The organism is Mycolicibacter senuensis (assembly GCF_002101885.1).
Taxonomy (GTDB): domain Bacteria; phylum Actinomycetota; class Actinomycetes; order Mycobacteriales; family Mycobacteriaceae; genus Mycobacterium; species Mycobacterium senuense.
Genome location: NZ_LQPS01000004.1, coordinates 17,704 through 35,930, shown reverse-complemented (window position 1 = coordinate 35,930; position 18,227 = coordinate 17,704). Strand labels below are relative to the sequence as shown.

Genomic DNA, 18,227 nt, shown 5'->3' with positions numbered 1-18,227 from the left:
CCCGAAGACGGCGCCCCACCGCCTCCCGACGACGCGCCACCTCCGCCGGCGGAGATGGGACCTCCCCCGCCGTTCGAAGGCGCTCCGCCGCCCCCGCCCCAAGACTGGGGGCCGCCGGCGCCCGACCTGGTGACCAACTGGTCCATGCCGGCCCCACAGGCGCTGCCGCCCGGCATCGCCAATGAGCGCGGCATGCAGGTCAAGACGATCCTCGTCTCACGCAGCATCAGCGAGGCGTTCCCGCAGGTGCACAATATGATCGGCGTTCGGCCGGACGGGCAGCGCTGGCACCCGTCGGGTCTTGCGATCGACATCATGATCCCCAACGCCGGCAGCGCGGAGGGTATCGCCCTCGGAGACGAGATCGTGGCCTACGCACTGCGGAACGCCGGTCGGTTCGCGCTGCAGGACGCGATCTGGCGCGGCACCTACTACACGCCCGCCGGGCCCAGCGGTGGAGGCAACGGTCACTACGACCACGTGCACATCACCACGTTCGGCGGCGGATACCCCAACGGCGGCGAGGAGTACCTGCGCGAAGAAGGCGAACCGGCCCCCGCCTGACGCCCGCTAGGACGTCAGCGAACCGGATCCTGCGCGTTGCCGGCTTCCCATTGCGACCAGGGCACATTCCAGTCGCCGAGGCCCTCGGTGCCGGGCAGCAGCGGCCCGCTCGTATTGCTGATCTGCACGACGTCGCCACGCTTGACGTGGTCGTAGAACCACAATGCGTTGCTGGGACTGACGTTGATGCAGCCGTGGCTGGCGTTGGAGTAGCCCTGGGCGCCCACCGACCACGGCGCCGAGTGCACGAAGATCCCGCTGTAGGAGATCTGCGTGGCCCAGTCCACATCGGTGCGATAGCCGTTGGGTGAGTTGACCGGCACCCCGTAGGTCGAGGAATCCATCACGATGTGCGGGAAACGTTCGCCGACGATGTAGGTGCCGTTGTTCGTCGGCGTGCTGTCCTTGCCCATCGACACCGGCATGGTCTTGACGATCTCACCGTTGACGCGCACCACCATCGACTTGGTGTTGTCATCGATGGTCGTGATGACCTCGTCGCCGATGACGAAGTGACTCGAGGCGTCGTCCTGGCCGAACACGCCGTTGCCCAGATCCACGCCGTAGGTGTTGACCGCCACGTCGATCCTGGTCCCGGGCCTCCAGAAAGACTGCGGGCGCCAACGCACTTCGCGGTTGTTCAGCCAGTAGAACGCGCCCGCCACCGGGGGATCGGTGGTGATCTTGATCGCCTTTTCGGCCGCCACACGGTCAGCGATGTTCTCGTCGAACCGGATGGCCACCGGTTGACCGACGCCGACCACCTCGCCGTCGCGGGGCATGACATACGGCATGGCCAGGTTCTGCGGCGAATGGGTCTGGAACGTCATCTGCCGGCTGGTCACCCCGCCCAGTCCCAGCGATTTGGCGTTCATCGTGTAGCGCTTGTTGTAACCGAGCGGCTCGGTCGTCGACCAGGTCAACCCGTCGGGGCTGAGCTTGCCGTCGACCACCGCACCATATTCGTTGACCATGGTGACCGAATCGAGCACGCCGTCTTCGGCGGTCACCGTCACAGGTGCGTCCACGGCCACACCGACCGCCTTGTCGGTGACCGACGCGGTGACCTTGGGCACCAGCAGATCGGCGAACGGGGTGCCCTTGTCGGCGATGATCTTCGCCGCCTCCGCGTCGGCATTGCCGCCGCAGGCGCTCAGCCCCAACACGGCAACCGGCACCATCAGCACTGCCGCCAGCCGGGACCGATACCCCCGGCAGCGCTGTGTCGAACGAACCTGCCCCATACTTTTTCCCACCTGACCCAGCTCAAACTGCTCGCACGCAGTCTAGTGGGTAATCGGGTGTCCTGCTCAGCCGTGCAATCCCGGCCCCGTGCAGGTGGATTTTTCCTGACGGTGCGGCGCCTGTTATTGTCGTCCTCGCGGTCGTGACCGCCCAGCGCCGTTAGCTCAGTTGGTAGAGCAGCTGACTCTTAATCAGCGGGTCCGGGGTTCGAAACCCTGACGGCGCACAGCTCAGAAGGCATTTCGTATTTCTGGTGCACCCGCAGGTGTACGCATTCAGGCCAGAAGTGACGTGCCGCGTTATCCACACGGCGCTCCGGCAGGCCATTGGCCGACCTCTCGGTTCAGATGTTGCCATGGTGTTGCCGTGGATGACCGCCCAGATCGCCCTCTCGTTGCCCTGGGGCCAGGAAGCCCTCCGCGGAACAAGAGACTGGCGTCGTTTCGCCAAGCCACCTGAGGCGAACTCTCGCGCGGCGGGATGTTCAGATCCCGGACGGGTGGTCCCCGAGGAGCAAGCACCCGCCAACGCGGACGTAGCCGCTCCTTGCCTCACACTCGCCTCAGGCCGGGGCCACAACCTGAACGGTACGTGTATTCGCTGGCCTTCTCATTCGCTGTTGCGCAGGGGCGTGAATAACGCGGTCCCGAGCCGCCGCCTCCCTGGCCTTCGCACTCGCCGGGGGTCGGGGCGAGGGCTCCGGCGTCGCTGCCGCGGGTTTGCTCCGGCCAACTGAGCGGCTGACCACTGGGCGTGCGCCAAGGCAGTACCTCGGACATACCTAATGTTCACACAGCGTTTTTAGAGTTAGGTTAGCTTTCCCTATGGAACGCGGTTATCCTCAGGCTCGCAGGATTCTGTACCCAAACTCTTGGGTACCGTACAGCAAATTGACAAGGAGCTAGCCGTGGAGTTCGTCCTACATCTCGATACGACCAGGCGCAGTACCGGGCACGCGACCCGGATCGCGGCCGCCGGAATCGCCTTAGCGGGAGCGGGCCTGATCGCCGTCAACCCGATTGCACCGGCCCTGCAGGACTTCCGGCACCACGCTGTGCAGTTGACGAGCTGGGAATCACTGTTCGAGCGGACCAGTGAGAGTATCGCCGCGCTGACGGAGAACTCCAACGTCAACGCGCTGCTGGACCAGTACGCCAGCAACCAGAGCGACTACCTTCAGCTGATCACGGGCATGGAAACCGTCCCGCTGGACATGCGTCCCCAGGACCTCCCAGATGGACGGACCATCACCTCGGGCTTCGCCGGCATCGAACGTGCGATCGACCTCTTGGTCAACGGGGACGGCGGCCAGGCAATGGCCGAAGGCCACTTCAAGTACCCGGGGTTGGAAGAGCTGATGAGCCAGATCAGCGGGAGCGAAAACAACTTCGAGGCCTTCAACTACGTGAACATCTGGCTGCTGTACGGCATCGAGGAGGCAGGCAAAGCCCTGGGTCCGGTGCTGTCCATCCCCGCCCTGGAGGCGATGAACCAGTCCAGCCTGCTGAACGAGTTCATCGGCCCCCTCGTTGGTTGGGCCTTTATCAAGCAGGCCAGCGATGCGCTGATGGCGCCGACGATCGGTGCCCTGTACCAGCTGTTCGAGAACCTCGGCGCAGCAGCTGGCGGCGACCTGGAGGCGCTGTTCAACCTGCCCGCTGACGTGCTGAACAGCTATCTCAACGGGTACATCGTGGACGAGACCGGTAACCACTTCACGGGTCTGCTCACCGAAGGTGGCATCGTCGACCTGATGACGAACGAGTGGGCGGGACGGGCGGCCGAGGCGATCACGGTGGGCACCGCGCATCTGCCGGTCAACGCCGTGGACGTTCCTGACCCTGGGGAAGCCGGAGCCGACGTGTTTGATGGGGACTTCCTGTCAAGCCTGTTCGACGGCAGTATCTGGGGCGCCTGACGGTTGCGGTGCACGACGGCCGGGACGGACTTGATCCTTCCCGGCCGTTTTGCTTTAGCGCCGCTGGGCTCAGCGGTTGCGAATCCGGCGGATCGCCAGTACGACAAGCAGGCCGCCGACACCGGCCAGCGAGGCCATCACCGCGGGTTTGGTGACGATCTCGACCGCACGCGTCTTGGCGCGCTCGGCCAAGTGGCGGGGGTTGGCCCGATCGGCGAGGATGTCGACCGTCGACGCCAGCTGCTCGCGCGCGGCGTCGATGTCCTTCTTGATCGTGTCGGGATCGCGTTCCGCCACTGTCGTCCTCCCTGTCCGCCCGATGCTGGCCCTGCCGAACTACCCTAGAGCAGCCGGGCGGAATCTCACGCTCCGGCGAGCAGAAAGGGGCTTTCAGTGGAGGACCGAGCGACCGAGTCCGTACGCCTGGCGCCCGGCGACCAAGCGCCCGCGTTCAGCCTTCCCGACGCCGACGGCAACACCGTGTCACTGGCCGACTACCGGGGACGCCGGGTCGTCGTCTACTTCTACCCGGCGGCCTCGACCCCCGGCTGCACCAAGCAGGCCTGCGACTTCCGGGACAACCTCCGTGACTTCGGCGATGCCGGGCTCGACGTCGTCGGCATCTCCCCGGACAAGCCCGCCAAGCTGGCCAAGTTCCGCGACGCCGAAGGACTGACTTTTCCGCTGCTGTCCGACCCGGACCGCACCGTGCTGGCGGCCTGGGGCGCGTTCGGTGAGAAGAAGATGTACGGCAAGACCGTGCAGGGCGTCATCCGTTCGACGTTCGTCGTCGACGAGCAGGGCAAGATCGCCGTCGCGCAGTACAACGTGCGCGCCACCGGTCATGTGGCCAAACTGCGGCGGGACTTGTCGATCTAGCCGCCCACCTCGCGTCAGCCCAGCTTCGCCAGCAGCAGCGCCTCGGCGGTCGCGGCGCGCTCCAGCACTCCCAGGTGCAGACTCTCGTTGATGCTGTGCGCCTGCGTTCCCGGATCTTCCACCCCGGTAACCAGGATGGTGGCCTGCGGGTAGGCGGCGGCGAACTCCGCGATGAACGGGATCGAACCGCCCATACCCATGGCGACCGGATCGGCGCCCCAGGCCTTCCGGAAAGCGGCCCTGGCGGCCTCGTACACCGGTCCGGTGGCGTCGATGGCATACGGCTGGCCGACATCACCGGGGATGACGGTCAGCTGCGCGCCCCACGGGACGTGTTGTTCCAGATGGGATTTCAGCGCGTCCAGGTGCTGTGCAGCGTCACCGCCGGGGGCCACTCGCATGCTGATCTTGGCGCGCGCCCGCGGAATCAGGGTGTTCGACGATGCGGCAACGCCGGTGGTGTCGATACCGATGACGGTGATCGCCGGTTTGGCCCACAACCGCTGCGGCACCGAGCCTGAGCCGATCTCGGCAACGCCGTCGAGCATGCCGGTGTCGGTCCGAACCCGCTCCGGCGGGTAATCGACTGATGCGGCAACGCTTTCGTGAAGTCCCGCAACCGCGACGTTGCCGTCGTCGTCGTGCAGGCTTGCCAGCAGTCGCACCAGTACGCTCAGTGCGTCAGGCACCACCCCGCCCCACAACCCCGAATGCAGGCCGTGGTCCAAGGTGGCGACCTCCACCACGCAGTCGGCCAACCCGCGCAGTGACACCGTCAGCGCCGGAACCTCGGTGCTCCAGTTGTCGGAGTCGGCGATGACGATCACATCGGCACGGAGCGCGTCGCGGTGCGCGGCGAGCAGCGCCCCCAGCGACGGCGAGCCCGACTCCTCCTCACCCTCGACGAAGACCGTCACCCCGACGGGCGGTCGGCCGTCGTGCGCCCGGAATGCCGCCAGATGTGTTGCGATGCCGGCCTTGTCGTCGGCGCTGCCGCGCCCGTAGAGCCGGCCATCGCGTTCGGTCGGTTCGAACGGCGGCGAGGTCCACTGACCGGCGTCGCCTTCGGGCTGCACGTCATGGTGGGCGTAGAGCAGCACGGTAGGCGCGCCTTCGGGCGCCGGGTAGCGGGCGATGACGGCCGGTGCGCCACCCTCGGCGACGATTCGCACCTCCGGAAAACCCGCCTGGCTCAGCAGATCTGCGGTCAGTTGCGCGCTGCGGTGTACCTCGGGACGCCGCGCCGGGTCGGCCCACACCGATTCGATGCGCACCAGGTCCTCCAGGTCGGCTCGCACCGACGGCAGTACCTCGCGCACCCGTTGAATCAGTTCATTCATGCCCTCACCTCTTTGCGCGAGCGTGCGCAAAAACGGGAATCAGCCCGGCGTGTCGACCGGGGATACGCACGCTCGCGCCAAGGTTAATCGGTCTCCAGGATGGCGACGGCGGCGGCGGTGTCCGCCTCGTGGGTGAGCGACACGTGGATCGTCACGTCCGCCAGGTGGCGGGCGATCTCACCGGACAACCGCACCTTGGGCCGCCCCCACATGTCCGTCACCACCTCGATGTCGCGGTGAATCGCCTCCGGCAGCACCGGTTTCTGGGCGAACCGCGACCCCGACCAAGCCTTGATCACCGCCTCCTTGGCCGCCCAGCGGGCGGCCAGGTGCCGCGCCGCCGACGAACTCTTGTCCGAGGCGTCGCGGCGCTCACCCGGGGTGAACGTCTCGGCGAAGACCGTTCCCGGCTGATCGACCTGCTCGGCGAAGTCCGGGATCGAGACAAGGTCGATCCCGACACCAACGATTGCCACGGCAGCTAACGCTATCCGATGTAGACGTCGCCGTCGCCGAGCCGTGCCGCCGGGTTGAGCAGCATCGCCGACTCCTGGCGCTTCTCCGACGTGTCGTCGTCGAACCGGCGGTCCGCGGGCCGCTCGTACATCGGACGGCCGCCGGCGATCGCCGAGGCGAGCCGCCGCTGACCGTCGAGCACCCGGCCGGAGGCCTGCTGCAGGTACGCCTGGCGCTGGCCCGGGTCGAGCGCGGCCAGGAACGCCGCCGGATGCACCAGCGCGACCAGACCGGAGACGTGACCGAACCCGAGGCTGGTGACCAGCCCTGCCTTGAGTGGGAACTTCTCCCCGAGGTGCAGCGGCTCACGCACCCACACGAAGTGCCCGGCGGTGGCCAGCTCGTCATCGACGCAGTCCAGGCTGCGGTTGGGCGGGATGACCCCGTCGCGCAGCACCTGGCACAGGCCCATCAGCTGGAAGACCGCCGCACCGCCCTTGGCGTGCCCGGTCAGGCTCTTCTGGCTGATCACGAACAGCGGAGCACCGTCGGAGCGCCCCATCGAGTCGGCCAGCCGCTCGTGCAGCTCGGTCTCGTTGGGGTCATTGGCCAACGTCGAGGTGTCGTGCTTGGAGACCACCGCGACGTCGTCGGGCCCGACACCGAGCTTGGCCAGCGAGCGGGCCAGCATCGAGTCCCGGCCGCCCCGGCCGGCACCGAGTGCACCCAGGCCCGGAGCCGGGATCGAGGTGTGCACGCCGTCGGCGAAGCTCTGCGCGTAGGCGACCACCGCCTGCACCGGCAGGCCCATCTTGGCCGCCAGGTCGCCGCGGGCCAGCAGGATGGTGCCCCCACCTTGGGCCTCGACGAAGCCCAGCCGCCGGCGGTCGTTGGCGCGGGAGAACTTCGAGTCGCTGATGCCCTTGGCGCGCATCATCTCGGTGTCGGCGGTGGCCGCCATGTCACCGAAACCGATGATCGCTTCCAGGGTCAGGTCGTCGTAGCCGCCGGTGACCACCAGTTCGGCCTTGCCCAACCGGATCTTGTCGACGCCCTCCTCGACCGACACCGCCGCGGTGGCACAGGCGGCCACCGGGTGGATCATCGCGCCGTAGGACCCGACGTAGCTCTGAACCACGTGCGCGGCAACGACGTTGGGCAGTACTTCCTGCAGGATGTCGTTGGGCTTGGACCGTCCCAGCAGGTTGCCGTGGTACATGGTCTGCATCGAGGTCATGCCGCCCATACCGGTGCCCTGCGTGCTGGCCACCAGGCTCGGGTGCACCCACCGCATCAGCTCGGTCGGGGTGAAGCCGGCCGAGAGGAACGCGTCCACGGTGGCCACGATGTTCCACAGCGCCACCCGGTCGATGGAGGTGGCCATGTCCTGGCTGATCCCCCACACCGTCGGGTCGAACCCGGTCGGGATCTGCGCGCCCACGGTGCGCGACAGCTTGCTCTTGCGCGGGACCCGGATCTCGGTGCCCGCCTTGCGGGTCACCTGCCAGTCGGACGAGTCCGGCACCGGGCGTACCACGGTGTGCTCGGGGTCGAACTCGACGAACGCCCGCGCGTCGGCCTCGCTGGAGACCACGAACGAGAAGTCCTTGTCCAGGAACACACTGACCAGCAGCGGCGAGGCGTGGTCGGGGTCGATCGCGCCGTCATCGACGAATTCGCGAACCCCCACCCTTTCCACCACGGTGTCGTGGTAGCGCTCGACGAGCTCCGATTCGTCAACGAGCTCACCGGTTTCGGTGTCGTACCAGCCGGGGATCGGGTCGTCCTCCCATTTGATCAGTCCGGTGGTCCAGGCCAACTCCAGCACCCCGGCCGCCGACAGTTCACCGGAGACCTCCATCTCGAAACGGGTGCGCGACGAGCCCAGCGGCCCGAGTTCGGCGCCGCCGACGATGACCACCAGGTCGGCCGGGTCGACGTCGAGGTCGTCCCAGACCGGCGGCGGCGCGGGGGTGTAGCCGCGCGGCGGGCTCGGCAGTGCCGCAATGATGTTCGCGGCGGTGTCCGCGTCGTCCTCCGCTGACGCCTCGGCAGTCATCTCCTCGCGGGCCTTGGCGGCCAGCTCGGCCATGTCCAGGTCCGCCTCGCCCAGTCCACCGGTCAGGTCCGCCTCGATCGGTTCGTGAGCCGCGGCAACCTTGGACTCGACGTCGCACAGCCCCAGCAGCATCGCCGCCATCTGCTCGGTCGAGTAGGTGGTGACGCCGGCTTCCTCGACCGCGTCGACGATGACGTCGTTGTGGCCCATCAGACCGGTGCCGCGGGTCCAGCCGATCAGCGCGTGCGCCAGGCTGACCCGGGATGCCCACGACGACTCGGCCTTCCAGCGCGCCACCACCGCGTCCAGCGCGGCCTTGGCCTCACCGTAGGCGCCGTCACCGCCGAACATGCCGCGGTTGGGCGAGCCGGGCAGCACCACGTGCAGCCGGGAGGCGATGTCGCGTTCGGCGCCGATCTTCGACAGGCCGCCGATCAGCCGCTGCACCGCCCACAGCAGCACCTTCATCTCCATCTCGGCACGCGCACCGGCCTCCGACAGGTCCCCGGCCACGCGCGGCGCGGCGAACGGGAACAGCAGTGTTGGGGTCTGCGCGTCTTTGAGGTGAATCGACTGCGGCCCAAGGCTTTCGGACTGCTCGGTGCCGACCCATTCGACGAGGGCGTCGATGTCGGCGTAGGAGGCCATGTTGGCCGGTACCACCCACAGCGCCGCACCGAACCGGGCGTGGTCGCGGTAGAGATCGCGGTAGAAGCCCAGCCGGTTGTCGTCGAGCCGCGACGTGGTCGCGATGACGGTCGCACCGCCGTCGAGTAGTTGTCCGACCACCGACGCGGCGATCGAGCCCTTCGACGCACCGGTCACCACCGCGACCTCGTCGGCGTAGTGGCCCTTGCCGGGGTTCTCCGCGCCCGCGGCGATGCGGGCGAACAGCGAGGCGTGAATCTGCCGTCCCGCCGCCAGCGCCTTGCCCTGCCACCAGGTCGCCTGGGTGGCGACGACGTGGCCGGTGCCTTCGAAGCGCTCGGCGAGCCGCGGCCAGTCGGCGTCGATGTCGCCCTCGTCGGTCAGCCACAGCTTGACCAGGTCCTCACGGGCGCTGGCCCAGCGGTCGTCGAACAGCACCGCCTTGCGCCCGTCGAACACCGGTGCCACCAGCCGCGGCCAGTCCGACCCCAGCTCGGCGCTGACCAGGTCGATCAGCTCGCCGTCGGTGGCGCCGGCCGGCACCGCGGCCATATCGTCGCTGAGACCGAGTTGCCCCAGCACCAGCCGGGCCGCCGAGGCGAGCACGCCGTCGCGGCCGGTGATCTGCTCGGTGAACTCCCCCAGCGCGGCGGCATCGACCGTCGCACCGCCACCACCGCCGGCCGACGGCAAGCTCACCGCCACACCGCGCCGGGCGGCGACGGCGGCGACGGCGGCGTCCACGGCCTTGTCGACCGCGGCCGCATCGGCCAGCGCGCCCTCGTGCAGGCCGCCCAGGGCGCCGCCCCGCACGCTGCTGCCTTCGCGGGTGCCCAGCGCCACCTCGACGGTGACGTGCTTGGCCCAGCCGTCGCCGAGCTCCCAGGTCTTCTTGACCCGTTCGGCGATGGCGGCGGGCCGCTTGCCGGACGGTCCGAGGACGGTGCGGAGCTGGTCGTTGATCGCATCGGTCAGCACCGGGCCGTAGGGCTTGTAGGTGCGCGCCAGCTTGGTCACCTGTGATTTCAGGCCGGACAGGTCGGCCTCGGCGGCCCCGTCGATGGCGCCCAGGTTCAGCTCCGAACCGAGGTCCACCAGCAACTGGTTACGCCGGGAGGACGCCCCGTCGGTGATCGACTCGATGGAGTCCAGCGCCTCGATCTGATCGATACGCATCTTGGCGCTCAATGCGATCAGTGCCAGCGTGGCGTCGGCGGCGTCGAAGCCGATGTCCTCGGGGCGCGGGCCACCCGAGGGCGCGGCCGGCGCCGCGGGCGCCGGGGCCGCCTCGGTCGGAGCGGCCGCTGCGGAAGCCTCAACCGGCGCTTCCTCTTCTTCGGGCTCCGGCTCGGGGTCGGTGTCGGTGGCGAACAGCACCGCAGCGTCCCGTTCGGCGTTGAGCACTTCCACTGTGCTGTGGGCGTACTCGGGCAGCTTGAGGGTGTTGGTGGCCAGCCCGGCCACGGTCGGGGCCGACTTCACCCCGATCTCGACGAACCGCTCCACGCCCAGACCGCCGGCGGCGTCCTCGATGAACAGCAGGTCCTGGGTTTCGATCCAGCGCACCGGGCTGGCGAACTGCCAGGCCAGCAGCTCGATCACGATCTTGCGGCACAATTCGGCAGGCTTCTCGTTACGCCAGGTGTCGTAGTCGGCGAGCACCTCGTCCAGCGGCTCGGCCGGCACCAGGTCGCGGATCTCCTGAATGAACTCACGATCCAGCGAAAACGGCTTGGGCACCAGGTTGGGGATGTAGCGGCCGATGATCAGGCCGGGGTCCTGGTCGCGCGGCATGACCCGCTCCAGCGAACGACGGAAGTCATCCACCCCGATGCGCAGCACGCTGGAGTGGAACGGCACGTCGATACCGGGGACCAGGATGAAGGACCGCTTACCGCCGGAGATCTCGCGTCGCCGCTCCACCTCTTCCTCGAGGGCCTCCAAGCCGGCGACCGTGCCGGCGATCGCGTACTGCGAACCGCGCAGGTTGAAGTTCACGATCTGCAGGAATTCCCCGGTGCGCTCGGCGATCTCAGCGACGAACGCGGTGACGTCGGCGTCGTCGAGGTCGATCTGCGAGGGCCGGATGGCGGCCAACCGGTAGTTGGAACGCCCCATGGCGTCGCGCGGCACGATGTCGTGCATCTTCGAGCCGCGGTGGAACACCACCTCCAGCAGCGCCTCGAGCTCGTAGACACCGCTGACGCAGGCCAGCGCGGTGTACTCGCCGACCGAGTGACCGCAGGCGATCGCGCCTTCGACGAACGCACCCTGCTCGCGCATCTCGGCGACCTGCGCGGCCGCCACCGTGGCCATCGCCACCTGGGTGAACTGCGTCAGGTACAGCACGCCCTCGGGGTGCTGGTAGTGCACGCCGGAGGCGATCAGGGACGTCGGGTTGTCGCGCACCACGTGCAGCACCGAGAAGCCCAGAGTCTCGCGGGTGAACTTGTCCGCGGAGTCCCACACCTTGCGCGCGGCCTTGGAGCGCGCCCGGACCTCCATGCCCATGCCCTTGTGCTGGATGCCCTGCCCCGGGAACGCATAGACGGTCTTGGGCGCGGTCAGCCGAGCGGTCGCCGACATCACCAGATCCGAACCGATCCGTGCGCTGACCTCCAGAACCTCTGCGCCCAGGTCGATTCCGACCCGGTCGACCCGGAAGTCGACGTCGTCGCCGGGCTTGACCATGCCCAAGAAGCGCGCGGTCCAGCCGACCAGTCGGGCCGGCGGGCGGGCCTGGCCGTCGGTGGCCGTCACCACGTGCTGGGCCGCGGCCGAGAGCCACATGCCGTGCACGATCGGGCCCCCCTCACCATTGGGCCCCGCGAGGCCAGCCAGTAGCGCAGCGGCCCGGTCGGTGTGGATCGGGTTGTGGTCCCCGGAGACCACCGCGAACGGCCGCATATCGACCGGGGCGGTGACCGTGACGTCGCGACGGCGACGCCGCGGGGTGTCGGTGGCGTTGTCGGAGACCGCGCCGCCGGCCCGGACCGGGTCGGTCAGTTCCGCGGCACCGGTGCGCCCGCGGATCGCGAACCGCTCCTCGAGGGTGGCCAGCACCGTCCCGTCGGCCGCGGCGACCGTGACCGAGACCGGGACGACCCGTCCGACCTCGGTGTCGGTGGCTGCGGAAGCCGTTGCGGTGACCGTCAATTCGGCCGGGGCACCGGGCAGCGCGGCGAGCAGCCGGGCCGCGTGGTCCAGGTGCACCAGGCTCAGCAGCCCCTCGACGACGGGGAACCCGGCGACGGTGGTCGCCGCGCCGATGGCGGCGAACACCGCGGGCCAGCACCGGCCGACCAGCGCGTCGGGCACGGTGGACAGTCCCGGCGCCAGCGGTGCGCCGAAGGTGGCGGTCACCCCGGTGTGGTCGGCGACCTGCTCGGGGTTCCACTCCACCGTCACGGTTGCGGCGCCGTCGACCACCGGCGGCAACATGTCGGGTCCGTCGACTCCGGCGGCGATGGCCAGCACCGCGCGCATGGCCGCGGCGGCGTCGTCGGTGGCGACCAGCGGGGTGGCGCCGTCGACCACAGCGGCCGGCACGGTGAAGCGGATGGTGATCCAGACGCCGGACAGCGGCACGCTGAGCACCACATGGTCTTCGGCGGTGCCCGCCGAACTGACCTCGAGACGTGCCCCGGTCGTCGGATGGGTGGCCGTCCGATTCTCCTGTACCTGCCACTCGTCGGAGGCACCGATCCGGTGCACCGGGTTGGTGGCGGTACGGCCCGCCCACAGCACGTCGGGAGCGTCGAGCAGCACGGCCAGTGGGCCGGTCACGTCGAGGCGGCCCTGGCGGCGCGCGGTCACCGGGCGCGGCGGCGTCCCGTCGTTCGCGGCCAGCACCTGGTCGATCGCCGCCTGCTCGAAGCGGTCCAGCAGTTCGCCGACCGGTTCGTCGACCCGGGTGATACCGGCCACGGCGGTGATGCCGGGGATGATGCAGACCTGCTCGGCGGTGTAGCGGCCGTCGTGCGCCTGCCACAGCGAGTCACTGCGCCACCAGCGGCGCACGTCCTTGTCGACCACCGGCACGAAGTTGACCGGCTTGCCCGGGGTCTTGCACAGCTGGGTGAAGAACGGCGCGTCGGCCGGGTGCAGCACGACGGTCTCGGCGTCGGGGTAACGGGCCACCAGCGCGGCGATGGCCGCTGCCGGAGTCTCCAGGATCGCCTGTCCCTCTTCGGAATCGACGAACAGCGTCTCGATCGGGCCGGATTCGACCTCGTTGAGCCGGGCTTCGGCGCGCTGCAGCATCGAGCCGAACCGCTCCCGCCAGGTGTCGGCCAGCCAGGGGCTGTCCGGCGACGCGGTGTCAGCGGTCGAGTCGCCGTCGCCGATCGCCAGCTCCACGTACCGGCGCAGCCACTGTGCATACGTCATCTCGGTGACGTCGCCGAAGTAGGGCTTGGCGGTGTCGGCCAGCGCGGCGATGATCTCGTCACGCCGTGCTGCGACCGCGTCGCCGTCACCGGCGACCTCGTCGAGCAGCCGGCCGCACCGCGAGGCGACGTTGTCGATCTCGTGGATGTCGGCACCGAGCTGGCTGCGGGAGGAGGCCATGCCGCCCTGGGCTTTTCCAGCGCCGATCCACTGGTCGGTGCCGGTGGTGTCGACCAGCATCTGCTTGACCGCCGGCGAGGTGGTGGCCTCCTTGGTGGCCATCGCCGCGGTGCCCACCAGGATGCCGTCGACGGGCATCAGCGGGAAACCGTGGGCCTGTGACCAGCGCCCGGACAGGTATTCGGCGGCTCCCTCGGGGGTGCCGATTCCACCGCCCACACAGAGCGTGATGTTGGGTTGCGAACGCAGCTCGGAGTAGGTCGCCAGCAGCAGGTCGTCGAGGTCCTCCCAGGAGTGGTGGCCACCGGCACGGCCACCCTCGACGTGCGCGATCACCGGGGTGGTGGGCACCTCGGCGGCGATGCGGATCACCGACCGGATCTGCTCGACGGTGCCGGGCTTGAACACCACGTGGCTGATGCCCGCCTCGTTGAGCTCGCCGATCAGCTCGACGGCTTCCTCGAGTTCCGGGATGCCGGCGCTGATCACCAATCCGTCGAACGGAGCGCCCGACTGACGGGCCTTCTGCACCAACCGCTTACCGCCGACCTGCAGCTTCCACAGGTAGGGGTCGAGGAACAGCGAGTTGAACTGGACGGTGCGGCCCGGCTCGAGCAGCGTGGTCAGCTCGGCGACCCGGTCGTTGAAGATCTCCTCGGTGACCTGCCCGCCGCCGGCCAGCTCCGACCAGTGCCCGGCGTTGGCGGCCGCGGCCACGATCTTGGCGTCGACGGTGGTCGGCGTCATGCCGGCCAGCAGGATCGGCGACCGGCCGGTCAGCCGGGTGAACTTGGTGTCGAGCTTGATCCGGCCGTCCGGAAGCTGCACCACCGACGGGGCGTAACTCGTCCACGGCCGAGCCACCTCGGGAACGGCGCCGATGGTGAACAGGTTGCGCTGCCCGCCGCGGGTGGCCACCGGGACGATCCCGATGCCCAGGCCGCGGATCACCGGTGCGGTCAGCCGGGTCAGGATGTCGCCGGGACCCAGGTCCAGAATCCAGCGCGCGCCCGCGTCGTGCAGCGCGGTGATCTCGTCCACCCAGTCGACCTGGTCCACCAGGATCGACTTGGCCATCGAACGCGCCAGCGCGACGCCGTCGGCGTCGAAGCCGATCTGGGCGGCCCACCGACCGACGATCTCGATCCCGTCGGACAACCGCGGCGAGTGGAATCCGACCTCGACCTGCACCGGCTCGAAAACCGGCGCGAAGACCGCGCCGCCGCGCAGCTTGTTCTTGCGCTCGGCGGCCTCCTTGTCGGCGATCTGCTCGCAGTACAGCTCGAACCGCGACAGCTGCTCGGGGGTGCCGGTGATGACGACGGCCCGCCGGCCGTTGCGGATGGACAGCACCGGGGGCAGCACGGTGCGCACATCGGTGGCGAACTCTTCCAGCAGTTCGTGGATGCGTTCCGGGTCGGCGTTGTTGACGGACACCATCGGCGAGCGGTCCCCCAGGATGGAGATGCCGCGACGGCGGGCCACCAACGTTCCGGCGGCCCCCACCAGCTGGGCGATCGCGAGCAGTCGGACGTCTGCGGTGCCGCCGGCTTTCAGCGACTCGACGGCCAGCACGCCCTGCGAGTGGCCGGCGGTGGCGACCGGCGGGGCGGCCGTCAGGTCCAGGCCCTGGCGTTCCAGCGCCCGCACCGCAGCGATCTGGGTGAGCAACACACCCGGCACCGACACCGCAGCCGAGGTCAGCTGCTTGGCCGACGGGATCGGGTCCTCGGCGGCCAGCGCACGCACCCACTGCAGGGGCTCGAAGCCGATCGGCCGGACCACGACGAGTTCCTTGGCGACCGGCTCCAGCAGCAGGTCGGCCTCACCGGCCAGCGTGGCCAACTCGGTCTCGATGCCGGCAGAGGAGACCAACTCCTCGAGAGACTCCAGCCAGGCGGCGCCCTGACCGCCGAAGGCGACCGCATACGGCTCACCGGCCGTCAGACGATCCACCAGGGCGGACGAGGCGTTGGCGAACGGTCCCGAGCCGGTCCCGTCAGCGGACACCCGGTCATGTTCGTGAATCGTCACGTTAGATATCTCCCTGCTCTGGAACATCGCGTCTTTGTCGTGCCTGCCGGCATGACCGGCTTGGCCCCGGTCGGGCAGCGGGCTCTCGCGTCGTCGCGGCCGCGCTACAGCAGTAAGAGTGTCATAAGAACCTGTGCCGTTTCTGCAGCTAATTGGTTACTCGTGAGTTCTACGCCCGGGTAACCCACCTGCGGATATCACGCGCTCCGACGGCGCTTCGATCGCCGGGGACCAAACGTCCTGCATGCGCGGGGTTACGGTCGAGTAGCCACAACAGCGCTGATCAAGGCTGCATTGTTATCTAATCGTTATGTTCGAATCCGGCCGCGACAGGTGTCGTGGGCAGCCGCTGTCGCACTGTCCACCCGGCACCGTGATCCACGCCACCCGGCACTCGGCCGCGGCCTGCCCAGCGCGCACCCCATCGCCCCGGCGCGGGTCAGGCCCACTGACCGAACCGGGGCGTCAGAATCTGATTGATGTCGACACCGATGTCGCCGACCTTGCGGGCGTCCACCTCGACCTGATGCAGGTTGGCCGTCGGGTGCGCGATGCCGCCCGGCGAGCCCCAGTTGTGCTGCCAGAAGTAGGAACCCAGACCGTCCTGGACCGCCCACTCGATGGTCTTGGAGTTGGCGTACACCCCGGTGCGCTGCCGCCCGATCACCGATTCCCACCCGCGAAGGTAGGGGGCCACCTGCGCGGTGTACTGCTCGTAGGACGGGTCGTCGTCGATGGACGCGTAGATCGGTGCGTCGTCGGGACCGCCCGCCGCGGCATGCAGGTGCGCGCCGCGTTGGGCGTGGTCGACGCCGGCCTCCTGACCACCCAGCCAGTCGGCGGTCGCCTGTTTGCCGTACTGATAGCAGGAGACGATCGCGAGGCCGTTCTGGTGCAGATCGTGCGCCTCGGCCGGCTGGATCGGCTTGCCGAGCATCCAGTCGGCGCCCGGCCGGCGATCCGAGACGTAGCGGATGGCGCCCACGGCACCGGCCGCCCGGATCTCTTCGGCGGTCAGGACGCCGGCCGAGTAGTCCAGCAGGATGCCCAACGGCTCGGCCCGGGCCGTGGTCGCCGACACTGCCGAGGCGGTGGCGCCGAAACCGATCGCGGCCGGGGCGGCCGCGGCGAATTTGAGCACGTCGCGCCGAGAAACCAACACCCGCCAAACGATACGGCAGCACCCGTCGATCACGGACGTCTCACCGCCACAGGGCAGGATGGCCGGGTGACACAGGTGCGGAATGTCGGTCGCTCATGGCGTCCCTGGATCGTGTGGGGCGCCGGGCTGCTGGCCTACGTGGTGGCCGTGCTGGACCGCACCACCTTCGGGGTGTCGGGGCTCGATGCCGCCGAACGGTTCAGCGCCGGCCCCAGCACGCTGTCGTCGTTCGTGATCCTGCAGCTCGTCGTTTACGCGTCGATGCAGATTCCGGCCGGGGTGCTGCTGGACCGCTTCGGCTCCAAGGCGATGATCGCCACCGGCGTCGCGGTGATCTCCGCCGCTCAGTTGACACTGGCGCTGATCCATTCGCTGCCGATCGCGATCGGAGCGTACGGCGTCGTCGGGTTGGGTGACGCCTTCGTGTTCATCTCGGTCATCAGACTGCTGCCCAATTGGTTTGCCCCGGAACGCGTCCCATTGCTGACCCAGCTGACCGGGATCTGCGGCCAGCTCGGGCAGTTGCTCTCGGCGGTGCCGTTCCTGGCGATTCTGCTGCATCACGGTTGGACAGCGGCTTACCTGTCGGCAGCCGGCCTGGGCGTGCTGGCCGTCGCGCTGACCCTCGCCCTGTGCCGGGATACGCCGCAGGGAGCTGCGGTCGCCATGCAGCCGCGGACGTTTCGGACTGCGTTCGGTGAGATCAAGACGGTCTGGTCACGGCCGGGCACCAAGCTGGGCTTCTTCACCCATGTGGGCACCCCGTTTTCGGCCAGCGTCTTTGCGCTGATGTGGGGAGTGCCGTACCTGACTACCGCACAAGGTCTTTCGCGCGCCATGGCGGGCGGGTTTCTGACGCTGTCGGTGGCCACGTTCGTCGTGGTCGGGCTGCTGGCCGGGACACTTTCGGCACGGTGGCCCCAGCATCGGGCGGGTCTGGTGCTGGCGATGATCGCGCTGATGGCCTGCACCTGGACCGTGCTGCTGGCCCTGCCCTCCCCTGCACCGCACTGGTTGCTGGCGTTGCTGGTGGTGGTGATCTCGGCGGGCCAGCCGGTGTCGATCCTGGCATTCGACTTCGCCCGCACCTACAACCCGCCGGCGGCGTTGGGCACCGCGCAGGGCATGGTCAACACCGGCGGCTTCATCGCCACGCTGGTGATCATGCAGGTGATGGGGGTCGTCATCGCGCTGGCCGGCGGCTATTCGTTCTCGGCCTTCCGGGTGGCCTGGACCGTGCAGTACGTCATCTGGGCGCTGGCCGCGGTGGGCGTGGTGGTCAATGCCCGCAAAGCCCGCGACTCCGGGGCCCTCGGTGAGGCGCAGGCGAGGATTGTTGCCGGCGAGCCGTGA

The 18,227-nt window shown here is 68.9% G+C and carries 10 protein-coding genes and 1 tRNA gene; 5 read left to right on the top strand and 6 right to left on the bottom strand.

Going from position 1 to position 18,227, the window contains the following annotated elements; all coding sequences use genetic code 11:
• On the top strand, window positions 1-564 hold a 564-nt coding region (locus tag AWC24_RS00440), incomplete at its 5' end, for a VldE C-terminal domain-containing protein (protein WP_234807200.1).
• Between the two features lie 14 nt (window positions 565-578).
• Here AWC24_RS00440 and AWC24_RS00435 read toward each other — a convergent pair.
• Complete coding sequence (locus tag AWC24_RS00435) at window positions 579-1,808, bottom strand: L,D-transpeptidase (RefSeq protein WP_085081555.1); 1,230 nt, start codon at window positions 1,806-1,808, stop codon at window positions 579-581.
• A 154-nt stretch (window positions 1,809-1,962) separates the two neighbouring features.
• On the opposite strand from AWC24_RS00435, the gene AWC24_RS00430 reads away from it, so the two are divergent.
• Window positions 1,963-2,035 (top strand) — tRNA-Lys (locus AWC24_RS00430).
• Between the two features lie 681 nt (window positions 2,036-2,716).
• Window positions 2,717-3,727: a hypothetical protein gene (locus AWC24_RS00425; RefSeq protein WP_085081554.1), complete on the top strand. Its 1,011-nt coding sequence runs from the start codon at window positions 2,717-2,719 to the stop codon at window positions 3,725-3,727.
• 69 nt (window positions 3,728-3,796) lie between these two features.
• Here AWC24_RS00425 and AWC24_RS00420 read toward each other — a convergent pair whose 3' ends face one another.
• Window positions 3,797-4,024: a DUF3618 domain-containing protein gene (locus AWC24_RS00420; protein ID WP_085081553.1), complete on the bottom strand. Its 228-nt coding sequence runs from the start codon at window positions 4,022-4,024 to the stop codon at window positions 3,797-3,799.
• 96 nt (window positions 4,025-4,120) lie between these two features.
• Here AWC24_RS00420 and bcp point away from each other — a divergent pair, with 96 nt between their 5' ends.
• Window positions 4,121-4,606, top strand: coding sequence for a thioredoxin-dependent thiol peroxidase (gene bcp / locus AWC24_RS00415; RefSeq protein ID WP_085081552.1), 486 nt, complete (start codon window positions 4,121-4,123; stop codon window positions 4,604-4,606).
• Window positions 4,607-4,620: 14 nt separating this feature from the next.
• On the opposite strand, the gene AWC24_RS00410 is transcribed toward bcp, so the two are convergent.
• The 4 genes from AWC24_RS00410 to AWC24_RS00395 form a co-directional block, all read right to left on the bottom strand.
• Window positions 4,621-5,946, bottom strand: a complete 1,326-nt coding sequence (locus tag AWC24_RS00410) for a dipeptidase (RefSeq protein WP_085081551.1) — start codon at window positions 5,944-5,946, stop codon at window positions 4,621-4,623.
• Window positions 5,947-6,029: 83 nt separating this feature from the next.
• Window positions 6,030-6,422 carry a holo-ACP synthase AcpS gene (gene acpS, locus AWC24_RS00405; protein WP_085081550.1) on the bottom strand — a complete coding sequence of 131 codons (393 nt, stop codon included), beginning with the start codon at window positions 6,420-6,422 and terminating at the stop codon, window positions 6,030-6,032.
• An 11-nt stretch (window positions 6,423-6,433) separates the two neighbouring features.
• Window positions 6,434-15,712, bottom strand: coding sequence for a type I polyketide synthase (locus AWC24_RS00400; protein ID WP_085081549.1), 9,279 nt, complete (start codon window positions 15,710-15,712; stop codon window positions 6,434-6,436).
• Window positions 15,713-16,151: 439 nt separating this feature from the next.
• Window positions 16,152-16,874: a DUF1906 domain-containing protein gene (locus tag AWC24_RS00395; RefSeq protein WP_085081548.1), complete on the bottom strand. Its 723-nt coding sequence runs from the start codon at window positions 16,872-16,874 to the stop codon at window positions 16,152-16,154.
• 66 nt (window positions 16,875-16,940) lie between these two features.
• Here AWC24_RS00395 and AWC24_RS00390 point away from each other — a divergent pair, with 66 nt between their 5' ends.
• Window positions 16,941-18,227 (top strand): MFS transporter, encoded by a 1,287-nt coding sequence (locus AWC24_RS00390; protein ID WP_407663430.1) that lies wholly within the window; start codon window positions 16,941-16,943, stop codon window positions 18,225-18,227.

What these genes read in the sequence shown, in the direction of transcription:
- AWC24_RS00435 (WP_085081555.1), bottom strand. Translation starts at nt 1,808, where the DNA reads ATGGGGCAGGTTCGTTCGACACAGCGCTGCCGGGGGTATCGGTCCCGG.
- AWC24_RS00410 (WP_085081551.1), bottom strand. Translation starts at nt 5,946, where the DNA reads ATGAATGAACTGATTCAACGGGTGCGCGAGGTACTGCCGTCGGTGCGA.